Here is a 10304-nt window from a genome sequence, read left to right on the forward strand (position 1 = left end):
GGGTGTTTCGTGCCGGTTGCCGATGTGACCCCCGCCGCAGCGTGAGTTCTTTAGTTTTGAAATACTTCGGTCCTCGGCGGCGTTGTGGCGGCCGTAAGCACCACCCCACCCACCTCAGGAGCGGGTCATGCAGTTCGGGATCTTCAGCGTCAGTGACATCACCACCGACCCGACCACCGGGCAGACGCCGTCCGAGGGCGAGCGCATCAAGAACATCGTCACCATCGCCCGGCACGCCGAGGAGGTCGGCCTCGACGTCTTCGCGCTCGGCGAGCACCACAACGAGCCCTTCTTCTCCTCGTCCCCGACGACGACCCTCGCGTTCATCGCCGCGCAGACCGAGAAGCTGCTGCTCAGCACCGCCACCACGCTGATCACCACGAACGATCCGGTGAAGATCGCCGAGGACTTCGCGATGCTGCAGCACCTCGCGGACGGGCGGGTCGACCTGATGCTCGGCCGCGGCAACACCGGTCCGGTGTACCCGTGGTTCGGCAAGGACATCCGGGCCGGCATTCCGCTCGCGATCGAGAACTACGCGCTGCTGCACCAGCTGTGGCGCGAGCAGGTCGTCGACTGGCAGGGCAAGTTCCGCACCCCGCTGCAGAGCTTCACCTCGACGCCGCGGCCGCTCGACGACGTGCCGCCGTTCGTCTGGCACGGCTCGATCCGGTCGCCGGAGATCGCCGAGCAGGCGGCGCACTACGGCGACGGCTTCTTCGCCAACCACATCTTCTGGCCGGCCTCGCACACGCAGCGAATGGTCGCGCTGTACCGGGAGCGCTTCGCCCACTACGGCCACGGCGACCCCGACCAGGCCATCGTCGGCCTCGGCGGCCAGGTCTTCATGCGCAAGAACAGCCAGGACGCGGTCAACGAGTTCCGGCCGTACTTCGACAACGCCCCGGTCTACGGCCACGGCCCGTCGCTGGAGGACTTCAGCCGGGAGACGCCGCTGACCGTCGGCAGCCCGCAGCAGGTCATCGACCGCACGCTCGGCTTCCGCGACTACGTCGGCGACTACCAGCGCCAGCTGTTCCTGCTCGACCACGCCGGCCTGCCGCTGAAGACCGTCCTCGAGCAGCTCGACCTGCTCGGCGGCGAGGTGGTCCCGGTGCTGCGCAAGGAGTTCGCCGCGCTCAAGCCCGCCCACGTCCCGGACGCGCCCACCCACGCCTCCCTGCTCGCGAAGAAGGTGTCTGCATGACCGCCTGCACCGAGCGGCACCCAGCGGAACTTACGGACGGCCTCGCAGGCGAGGGCCAGAAGGGCATGCAAAAGGAGGGCACAGCATGAACCAGCGTTCCCTGGTAGTGATCTCGGCGGGTCTGAGCCAGCCGTCCTCGACCCGGCTCCTGGCCGATCAGCTGTCCGCGGCGGCCGTCGGTGCCGCCGCGTCGAAAGGCATCGATCTGACGGTTAAGGTCATCGAGCTGCGCGACCTCGCCCACGACATCGCGAACAACCTGCTCACCGGCTTCCCGCCGGCCGCGCTCAAGGAGGCCACCGACGCGGTGGCCGCCGCCGACGCGCTGATCGCGGTCACCCCGATCTTCACGGCGAGCTACAGCGGCCTGTTCAAGTCGTTCGTGGACGTGCTGGAGAAGGACACCCTGGCCGGCAAGCCGGTCCTGATCGCCGCGACGGCCGGCACCGCCCGGCACTCGCTCGCGCTCGAGCACGCGCTGCGGCCGCTCTTCGCGTACCTGCACGCCGTGGTCCTGCCGACCGCCGTCTTCGCCGCCACCGACGACTTCGGCGCGGCCGGCGGCGATTCCGGCGCCGACTCCGCCGCCGGCCCGCTGCGCTCGCGCATCACCCGCGCGGCCGGCGAGCTGGCCGACGAGCTCGAGCGCCGCGATCCGGTCACGGTGCTCGACCCGTTCGCCCTGACCACCAACTTCGAGGACCTTTTGAAAACCATGTGATCGTACGGCGAGGCCGAGTCCCCGGTGAGCCGGCGGCCTGGTTGCCACACCGGGCCGTAGCGCCGCCGCCGGGCGAGGTGGGTGGTCCATCCCCGTGGTCCCCGCGTCACCTCCTGGTGGGCGGCGCAGCGGCGAAGTGCCGGGGCCCGTCCGCGTGCCGGCCGAACCGGGAGTTGTTCATCCCCGGCCAGCGCGCCGGAGCGGGGAACTCCTCGGCGGGCGGCCGGGCCGTGCGAGTCGCGGGCGGCAGAACGGCGCGCAACGCGGGCGGCTCGACCGCGGGTGCCGTGGGCGTGACCGAGCGTGCCCCGGGCGGCCCGACCTCGGGCGCCTCGGGCCTGACCGACCGGACCCCGGGCGGCCCGACCTCGGGCGCCGTGGGCTTGACGGCCGGCGTCCCGGGCAGCTCGACCGTAGGTTCCGCGGGCGGCTCGACCACCTTCGCCGTGGCGCGCGGTGCGGCCGGTTCGCCGCCGGCCCGTTCCCGGCGGCGCCGGCCGGCCCGGACGACCACCACGGTGACCACTACGAACAGGACGCAGAGCGCGATGACGACACCGCGGCCGGGAACGCTTGCGTAGAAAATCATGGGTCGGTCCTCCTCGTCGCCGGTAGTGGAAAGAACATAAGCCATTTTGCTTCTTTCGCCCATCCCGCCTGGGCGGTAGCCGGAACGGCCCAGTTCCCGTTACGGAGTCCTTCCCGTAGAGGAGAACCTCGCGTTCCGGCCCCTTTCCGGCAAGTGGTGCCCGACCGGTCCACCCGGGCGTGGTACCACGGGCGGGCTACCCGCCGGCCCGGCCTGCCACGACGTTGCCGGCCGTGCGCGGCAGCCGGAACGCCTCCACCGCCGGCACCACCAGCAGCACGGCCAGCACCACGAACGCGAACCGGAACGCCGCGTCCCCGTGCGCGCCGACCCCGCCGCCCAGCCGCACCAGCAGCGCGCCGACCGCGACGCCGAGCCCGCCGCCCAACTCCTGGACCGTGGACATCAGCGTGTTCGCGCTGGTCATCCGGGGCGACGGCACGTCCGCGAAGGCGACCGTGTGGTACGTGGTGAACCCGGTCGAGCGGAAGATCCCGCTCAGCAGCAGAAGCCCGAGCAGCAGCGGCAGGGGAGTGGCCGGCTCGAGCAGCGCGATCCCGGCCAGGCACGCCGCCGAGGCCAGCACCGAGCCGAGCATCACCGTCCGGATGCCGAACCGGCGCATCAGCGGCGTGGTGGCCGGCTTGATCCCGACGTTGCCGGCGAACAGCGCGATCACCACGAGGCCGGCCCGCGCGGCGCTCCACCCGAAGCCCAGCTGGAAGAAGAGCGGCAGCAGGAACGGGATGGCGGTGATGACCGCCCGGAACGCCGAGCCGCCCAGCGCCGTCACCCGATACGTCTTCAGCGACAGGATCCGCAGGTCGACCAGGGGCCGGTCGGCGTGCAGCAGATGCCGGACCGTGCCGGCCAGCGCGAGCAGGGCGAACGCCAGCGCGCCGACGGCCACCGCCCAGCGTGGCCGCTCCGCCGCGACCCCCTCCAGCCCGAACACCAGCGCCGCGATGCCGCCGGCCGCCAGCAGGAAACCGCGGGTGTCCAGCCGCCCCGGGTCGTCCGCCCGCACGTCCGGCACCAGCACCCGGGCCGCCACCAGCGCCGCCAGGCCGAGCGGAACGTTGACCAGGAAGATCCACCGCCATGACGCGTACGTGCTGAGCACGCCGCCGAGCGCGGGTGCCACCAGCGGCGCGACCAGCGCGGGCCAGGTCAGGTAGGCGATCGCGCGGACCAGGTCGGTCTTCGCCGTCGTCCGGATCACCACGAGCCGGCCGACCGGCACCATCATCGCGCCGCCCACGCCCTGCAGAACCCGGGTCGCCACCAGCATCGGCAGGCTGGTGGCCGCCGCGCACCCGGCCGACGCGAGCGTGAACAGGGCCACCGCGAAGGTGAAGATCCGGCGCGCGCCGAACTTTTCGGTGAGCCATCCGCTGATCGGGATCAGGACGGCCAGCGTCAGCACGTACGCGGTGATCGCGACATTGATCGAAACGGCCGTGACGTGCAGATCCTCGGCGATGTGCGGCGCCGCCGGCGCGATCACGGTGGCGTCCAGGATCTCCATGAAGAACGCGCCCGCCACCAGCAGGGCCAGCCGGCGCGCGCCTCGGGTCATCGGTAGATCATCATGCACCCGGCGCGGTCAGGCATTCCACGAGTCGATCACCTGGTTGCCATGCTCGAAGCCGAGCGTGGACAGCGTCGCGGTGCCCAGCCTGAGCTTGCCCCCGCCACTGGCCGGCAGGCCGATCCACCGCGCGCCCACGACCCGTAGCGAGTGACCGTGCGCGACCAGCGCGACGTCGCCCTCGGCCAGCAGCCCGCCGGCACGAGCCAGCACCCGGTCGATCCGCGCCGCGACCTCGCCGGGCGTCTCGCCGCCCGGCGCCCCGTCGGTCCACAGCGACCAGGACGGATGCGACTCCCGGATGGTGGCGGTGGTGATGCCCTCGTATTCGCCGTAGTTCCACTCGGCGAGGTCCTCGGTCATCTCGGTGACCTCCAGGCCGGCCAGCTCGGCGGTCCGCAGCGCCCGCTTGCGCGGGCTGCAGAACACCGCGGCGAACGCGCGCCCGGCGAGCCGGTCACCGGCGGCGCGGGCCTGTTGCTCACCCTCCGCGGTCAGGTCCAGATCGGTGTACGAGGTGTGACGCCCGGCCGCGCTCCACTCCGTCTGCCCATGCCGGATCAGCACGATCTCCGCCATGCCCTCCTTTCTACCCGCCATCCGGCTCTCCCGCCCGCCGCCGAGCGCACCCTCGTACCCAAGATCGTGGTAGGAATCCGTTGCGCGCGGGCATCGCATCTGATTTCGTCGATCTAATCCGTTCTTCCGCCGGGATCGGGGGTCGGCATGGCTGTGCAATGGGAAAAATCCTTCGACACCGAGGTCGCGAAGGCTTTCCGCTTCCTGGTGGCCGAGCTCGGCCTGTCCGGTCCGTCGACCGGCGGCCCGTCCGCGGTCGTCTACACCGGCGGCGACGTGTGGTACCAGGTCTTCCTCGACCCGGCAACGCGCACGGTGACCACCCGGGTGACCAAGGCGCTCGGCACGGCCCGCTTCACGGCCGAGCTACCCGCGCTCGTCGTCGGCGCCGCGCTGGGCACGGCCGACCACGTCCGATGCGGCGCCCGGACCCTCGCCGAGCTCCGCAACACGGTCCTGAACCAGGCCGACTACGTGCGGCGCCTCCAGCCGTACCTGACCCCGCTGAACGTGTTGCCGCTGATGCGGGCGGCCAACGCCCGGGAACAGCCCCTGATTCAGGTCAGCCCGGAATGACCCGGGACTGGGTCGACTGGCACGAGGGCTACGACGTCGCGGAGTCCTCTTTGGCGCGACGGCTGGTCGTCGTGCGGCGCTACCTGAGCGAGGCCCTGGCCGCGGCCCCACCACCGGTCCGCCTGCTCAGCATCTGCGCCGGCGACGGCCGGGACGTCCTGCCCGTCCTCGCCTCCTACCCCGCCGGCCGAGAGGTGCACGCCGTGCTGGTCGAGCTCACCCCGGAGCTGGCGGACCGCGCCCGCGCCGCCGCCGCCGACCTGGACCTGCCGGCCGTCGAGGTCCGCACCGCCGACGCCGGCGCGACCGCCACCTACGCCGCCCTCGAACCCGCCGACATCCTGCTGGCCTGCGGCGTCTTCGGCAACGTCACCCACGAGGACATGTGCCGGACGGTCGCCGCCCTGCCCGCGCTGACCACCCCGGGCGCCACCGTGATCTGGACCCGGGGCCGCCGCCCCGACGCCGACCCCAGCCAGGAGGTCCGCGCCCAGTTCCGCGCCGAGGGCTTCACCGAGCTGGCCTTCACCGCCCCCGGCGACGCCCGATTCCGGGTCGGGATGTCCCGCCGCCCACCGAACGGCGGCACAGCCCTCCCGTCCGAGCCGCGCCTGTTCACCTTCCGCTGACGGCCGGCCGGGTAGGTTGACCGGGTGACGTCACCGGAGATTCTGGCGGTTTCCTGGGGCCGGCTCGAGGTCGAAGGGCTCGGCGTGGTCAAGGACGTGAAAGTGTGGCCCGGCGGTGGCCGCGAGTGGGACTGGACCGAGACCGGCACCGGCCACTCGCCGGGTATCCAGCCCGCCGACATCGAGGAGCTGCTTGCCGCCGGCGCGGTGGCGGTCGTGCTGTCGCAGGGCATGGAGAAGCGACTCGAGGTACCGCCGTCGACGGTGGAGTGGCTGGCGGCACGCGAGGTGACCGTGCACGTGGCGGAGACGACCGAGGCGGTCGGCTTGTACAACCGGCTGCGCGCGACCACGGCCGTGGCCGGGTTGTTCCACTCGACCTGCTGAGCCGCCCGCGGGCGGAACTAGCCGACGGTGGCCCGGATGTCGCCCAGCCCCCGGGCCACCAGGAACGTGCCGCCCTCCGACAGGCGACCCCACGACCCGGTCGCCTCGTCCCACCTGCGCCACAGCCGCGGGTCCGTCCGGACGGTCACCCGGGCCGACTGTCCCGGGTCGACCGTCACCGCCGACCAGCCGACCAGCCGGATCGGCTCGTCCGGCTCGACCGGGCGCAGGTAGACCTGTACCACCTCGCGGCTGCGCCGTCCGCCGACGTTCTCGACGGTCGCCGTGATCGCCGGCTCGTCGCCGGTGACCAGGCGCACGTCCGAATACTCCCACCTGCCGTACCCGAGACCGTGCCCCATCCAGAAGGCCGGCTCCGGAGCCCGGCCCGCGTAGTGCCCGCGGTACCCGATGAACGTGCCCTCGGCATACGGCAGCTTCCCGTCGACCGGGGTCACCGACCAGGCCGGCGCTGCCCCGTCCGCGGCGGGGAAGGTGGTGACCAGCCGGCCCGCCGGCTCGACGTCGCCGAGCAGGGCCGCCGCGATCGCGTGCCCGCCCTCCTGGCCGGGCAGGCCGGCCCACAGCACCGCGTCCACCCGGGACAGCCACGGCATCAGCACCGGGGTGGCCGCGTTGACCACCACCACCGTGCGCCGGGCCGCGCCCGCCACCGCCTCGACCAGCGCGTCCTGGGCGCCGGGCAGCCGCAGCGTGGACTTGTCGACCGACTCGGTCTCCTGTTCCTCGGTCAGCCCGACCACCACCACGGCCACGTCCGCGGCGGCCGCCGCCCGCACCGCGTCGTCGATCACGTCGACCGTGGCCCGCGGGGCGTTGTGCCCGATCAGCCCGAACAGCCCCATCGGCGTGGTCAGCGTGACCGTCGCCTCGAACAGGGCGCCGGGCGCCACCGTGAAGCGGTCGGTCCGCAGCGGCGGCGTCAGCACCTCTTCGCCGAAGCCGTTCCCGGCGGCCTGCAACGGGAACGTCAGCGGCGAAGCGCCGTCCACCCTGACCGTCCACTCGCCGACGCCGAGGACGCCCAGTTCCACCGGTCCTTCGGCGCCGACCCGTCCGGACAGCCGAGCCGAGGCGACCGGCCCGGCGAAGTCGTCGTCCATCCCGACCATGGTCTTCGACTGCGGGCAGAGCCGGTCCTCCAGCACCGACCCCGCGGCGTCGTACAAGGTTGCCCGGATGCCCTGCGCGCCGGAGACCGGGTCGGTGAGGAAGCGGGACGGGACCGGGCGGGTCCGCACCTCCACCCCGTCGACGATCGACACCGCCGGCGCGCCGAGCAGCGCGGTCAGGCCGGTGGCCACGCTGACCTGGTGAGGCGGGTTGACCTGGGCCGAGCCGCCGCCCATGTCGATCGTCTCGACCGCGTGCCGGCCGATCAGCGCGACCCGGCCGGCACGGTCCAGGGGCAGGACGTCGCCCTCGTTCTTCAGGACGGTCATCCCGGCCGCGGCGAGCCGGGTGAGCTGCTCCCGGCGTACGGCCGAATCGGGGTTTGGCAGCGACGACGGCCAGGAACGCGGATCTGCCAGCGCGCCCACCCGCCGGGCCAGCAGGAGCAGGCGGGACAGGTGGTCGTCGATGACGGCCTTGGCGACCAGTCCGTCGTGGACGGCGGCGACCAGCGCCTCGCCCCAGGGCCCGGCCGGGCCGGGCATGACCAGGTCGAGGCCGCCGTTGGCCGCGGGTGCGGCGCTCTTGGTGGCGAACCAGTCGGACATGACCAGGCCGGAGTAGCCCCACTCGCCCTTCACGACCTCGTTGATCACGTGGTTCTGTTCGGTGGCGGCGACGCCGTTGACATCGTTGTAGGCGGCCATCATCGACCAGGCCTCGCCCTCCAGCGCGGCGATCTCGAACGGCAGCAGGTACAGCTCGCGCAGCGTCGCCTCGTCGACCACGCTGTCCACGGTGTTGCGGTCGGTCTCGGACTCGTTGGCCACCAGGTGCTTGAGGCAGGCCGCGATGCCGTTGTCCTGCAGGCCGCGCACGTACGCGGCGGCCAGCCGTCCGGTCAACAGCGGATCTTCCGAGTACGCCTCGAACAGCCGCCCGCCGAGCGCGGTGCGATGCAGGTTGATCGTCGGTCCGAGGACCACGTGGATCTGCTGGGCCATCGCCTCCTCGGCCAGCAGCGTGCCGACCTCGTACAGCACGTTCGGGTCCCAGGAGGAGGCGAGCAGCGTCGCGTTGGGGAACAGCGACACCACCCGGCCGCCGGCGAACTTGAGCCCGCGCACGCCGGTCGGGCCGTCGGAGAAGCGCAGCTCGCCGAGGCCGACGGCGGGCTCGGGGTGCAGGGTGAAGGCGGAGGCGCCGGTGAGCAGCCGCACCTTGGCGGGCAGATCCAGCGACTTGGCGAGGGAGGCGAGGTCGTCGGGGGACATCGCACCATGGTTACACGTGTAAGTAAGCTTGTCACCGTGACCGACCACAACCCGCGCCGGGTGACCAGTGCCGACGTCGCGCGGCTGGCCGGGGTCTCCCGAGCCACGGTCAGCTACGTGCTCAACCAGACGCCGGGCCAGACGATCTCCACCGAGACCCGGGCGCGGGTGCTCGACGCCGCCGCCCGCCTGGGCTACGCGCCGAGCGCCGCCGCCCGTGCGCTGCGGACCGGGCGCTCCGAAGTGGTGCTCTGCCTGCTGCCGGACTGGCCGATCGGCCCCGAGGTGGGCTCGATGCTCGGCAACCTGTCCACCGCGCTGGCCCGGCACGGGCTGACGCTGGTCGCGCACCCGGGCAACCGGGAGGACCGCCCGATCACCGAGATATGGAAGGCGATCACCCCGGCCGCGGTGATCGCCTTCGCCGACTTCTCCGAGGGCGAGGTCGCGGCCATGCACGCGGCCGGGGTCGAGCTGGTGGTGGCGCTGTTCGGCCGGGGACCGCAGCGCGGCCGGCGCGAGCTGGAGGTGCCACAGCAGCTGGTCGGCCGTCGGCAGACCGCGCACCTGGTCGCCGCCGGTCACACCCGGATCGGGTACGCCTACCCGGACGACGACCGGCTGCGCATCTTCGCCGAGCCGCGGCTGGCCGGCGTGCGCGCCGAGTGCCGGGACCGGCGGGTCGACGGTCCGGCGATCGAGACGGTTCCGCTGGATGCGGCGCAGGCTGCGGATTGTGTACGCCGCTGGCAAGCCGCCGGAGTCACCGCCGTCTGCGCCTACAACGACGAGGTCGCCCTGGCGGTGCTCGCCGGCGTACGCACCTGCGGTCTTGAGGTTCCGGGGGACCTGGCGGTGATCGGCGTGGACGACATCCCGCCGGCGCGGCTGGCCGACCCCCCGCTGACCACGGTGACCACCGACCAGCCGACGATGGCCGCCTACCTCTCGGCGACGGTGGTCGCCGCGATCGGCGGCAAGCCCGGACCGGCCGTCCCGGCCGAGACGCTGATCCAGCTCGTCCGCCGGGAGAGCGCCTAGATCACCGGCATACATGAAACCCACAGGTACGGCACATGGGTGCCAAAGGCTGAAGGCGAATGGTGAAGGTGACTTAAGAAAACGAACCGTACGCACAGGGGGAAAGCGCCATGCTTGTGCAGCTCAACCGCAACTTCGATGCCCGCGACTTCAGCGCCACCGCGATCGGCCTCCCGCTGAACCCGGCGAGTCTGCCGGCCACCGCGGGCCCGCGGCCGGTGGTCGCGGTGCTCGGTCCGGCCGCCCGGGTCGCCGGCCTCGCCCAGCACCTGCCGGCCGGGTGGTCGGTGCGCAGCGCCGCCGATCTCGACGAGGTGCACCCCGGCGAGCTGCTGCTCTTCGTCGGCCACGCGGTCCGCGACGTCGCGCTCGCCCGCCGGCTGCTGCCGCACCGCACCCAGCTGGTCGCCCTGGTCGACGACTCCGCCACGGCCGAGACGGTGGCCGCGGTGCTCACCGCCGGCGCCGACGCGTGCGTGCGGGGCGGGCAGCCGGCCATCCTGGCCAGCCACCTGGTCGCCTGCCGCCGCCGTCAGCTGGCCGGCCGCTGGGCGCAGCTCAACCGGCAGGACCGGG

Annotated in this window: 11 protein-coding genes; 7 read left to right on the top strand and 4 right to left on the bottom strand. The window is 72.8% G+C overall.

The features are described from left to right. Positions 1–127: 127 nt before the first annotated feature. Together ODJ79_RS33735 and ODJ79_RS33740 are read left to right on the top strand one after the other, a co-directional pair. Entirely contained in the window at positions 128–1207 is a 1080-nt protein-coding gene (locus ODJ79_RS33735; RefSeq protein WP_263027687.1) for an LLM class flavin-dependent oxidoreductase, read from the top strand. A gap of 85 nt (positions 1208–1292) precedes the next feature. Next, a complete protein-coding gene (locus tag ODJ79_RS33740) occupies positions 1293–1928 on the top strand; it encodes a CE1759 family FMN reductase (protein ID WP_263027688.1) in 636 nt (211 codons plus the stop codon). Positions 1929–2034: 106 nt separating this feature from the next. Here ODJ79_RS33740 and ODJ79_RS33745 read toward each other — a convergent pair whose 3' ends face one another. The 3 genes from ODJ79_RS33745 to ODJ79_RS33755 form a co-directional block, all read right to left on the bottom strand. Further along, entirely contained in the window at positions 2035–2517 is a 483-nt protein-coding gene (locus ODJ79_RS33745) for a hypothetical protein (protein WP_263027689.1), read from the bottom strand. 196 nt (positions 2518–2713) lie between these two features. Then, positions 2714–4096: an MFS transporter gene (locus ODJ79_RS33750; RefSeq protein ID WP_263027690.1), complete on the bottom strand. Its 1383-nt coding sequence runs from the start codon at positions 4094–4096 to the stop codon at positions 2714–2716. 27 nt (positions 4097–4123) lie between these two features. Further along, on the bottom strand, positions 4124–4687 hold the full coding sequence (locus ODJ79_RS33755) for a histidine phosphatase family protein (RefSeq protein WP_263027701.1): 564 nt from the start codon (positions 4685–4687) through the stop codon (positions 4124–4126). A gap of 147 nt (positions 4688–4834) precedes the next feature. Here ODJ79_RS33755 and ODJ79_RS33760 point away from each other — a divergent pair, with 147 nt between their 5' ends. Genes ODJ79_RS33760 through ODJ79_RS33770 form a run of 3 tightly spaced genes read left to right on the top strand, consistent with a single transcriptional unit; the run spans position 4835 to position 6279 of the window. Further along, positions 4835–5263, top strand: coding sequence for a hypothetical protein (locus tag ODJ79_RS33760; protein ID WP_263027691.1), 429 nt, complete (start codon positions 4835–4837; stop codon positions 5261–5263). Beyond that, positions 5260–5892 carry a class I SAM-dependent methyltransferase family protein gene (locus ODJ79_RS33765; RefSeq protein WP_263027692.1) on the top strand — a complete coding sequence of 211 codons (633 nt, stop codon included), beginning with the start codon at positions 5260–5262 and terminating at the stop codon, positions 5890–5892. The genes ODJ79_RS33760 and ODJ79_RS33765 overlap by 4 nt, the downstream gene beginning before the upstream one ends. Positions 5893–5916: 24 nt before the next feature. Next, the gene (locus ODJ79_RS33770; protein WP_263027693.1) at positions 5917–6279 is read left to right on the top strand and encodes an Mth938-like domain-containing protein; all 363 of its coding nucleotides are present in this window, start codon (positions 5917–5919) and stop codon (positions 6277–6279) included. A 17-nt stretch (positions 6280–6296) separates the two neighbouring features. Here the strand turns inward: ODJ79_RS33770 and ODJ79_RS33775 are convergent, their stop codons facing one another. After that, positions 6297–8687 carry a beta-glucosidase family protein gene (locus ODJ79_RS33775; RefSeq protein ID WP_263027694.1) on the bottom strand — a complete coding sequence of 797 codons (2391 nt, stop codon included), beginning with the start codon at positions 8685–8687 and terminating at the stop codon, positions 6297–6299. 36 nt (positions 8688–8723) lie between these two features. Here ODJ79_RS33775 and ODJ79_RS33780 point away from each other — a divergent pair, with 36 nt between their 5' ends. Together ODJ79_RS33780 and ODJ79_RS33785 are read left to right on the top strand one after the other, a co-directional pair. Further along, the gene (locus ODJ79_RS33780) at positions 8724–9728 is read left to right on the top strand and encodes a LacI family DNA-binding transcriptional regulator (RefSeq protein WP_263027695.1); all 1005 of its coding nucleotides are present in this window, start codon (positions 8724–8726) and stop codon (positions 9726–9728) included. A 110-nt stretch (positions 9729–9838) separates the two neighbouring features. Beyond that, positions 9839–10304, top strand: a 466-nt coding sequence (locus ODJ79_RS33785) for a hypothetical protein (RefSeq protein ID WP_263027696.1), incomplete at its 3' end; no start/stop codon positions are given.

The sequence above is a fragment of the Actinoplanes sp. KI2 genome, assembly GCF_025630775.1.
Lineage (GTDB): Bacteria > Actinomycetota > Actinomycetes > Mycobacteriales > Micromonosporaceae > Actinoplanes.

What these genes read in the sequence shown, in the direction of transcription:
- ODJ79_RS33745 (WP_263027689.1), bottom strand. Translation starts at nt 2,517, where the DNA reads ATGATTTTCTACGCAAGCGTTCCCGGCCGCGGTGTCGTCATCGCGCTC.
- ODJ79_RS33775 (WP_263027694.1), bottom strand. Translation starts at nt 8,687, where the DNA reads ATGTCCCCCGACGACCTCGCCTCCCTCGCCAAGTCGCTGGATCTGCCC.
- ODJ79_RS33735 (WP_263027687.1), top strand. Translation starts at nt 128, where the DNA reads ATGCAGTTCGGGATCTTCAGCGTCAGTGACATCACCACCGACCCGACC.
- ODJ79_RS33750 (WP_263027690.1), bottom strand. Translation starts at nt 4,096, where the DNA reads ATGACCCGAGGCGCGCGCCGGCTGGCCCTGCTGGTGGCGGGCGCGTTC.
- ODJ79_RS33760 (WP_263027691.1), top strand. Translation starts at nt 4,835, where the DNA reads ATGGCTGTGCAATGGGAAAAATCCTTCGACACCGAGGTCGCGAAGGCT.
- ODJ79_RS33765 (WP_263027692.1), top strand. Translation starts at nt 5,260, where the DNA reads ATGACCCGGGACTGGGTCGACTGGCACGAGGGCTACGACGTCGCGGAG.
- ODJ79_RS33740 (WP_263027688.1), top strand. Translation starts at nt 1,293, where the DNA reads ATGAACCAGCGTTCCCTGGTAGTGATCTCGGCGGGTCTGAGCCAGCCG.
- ODJ79_RS33755 (WP_263027701.1), bottom strand. Translation starts at nt 4,687, where the DNA reads ATGGCGGAGATCGTGCTGATCCGGCATGGGCAGACGGAGTGGAGCGCG.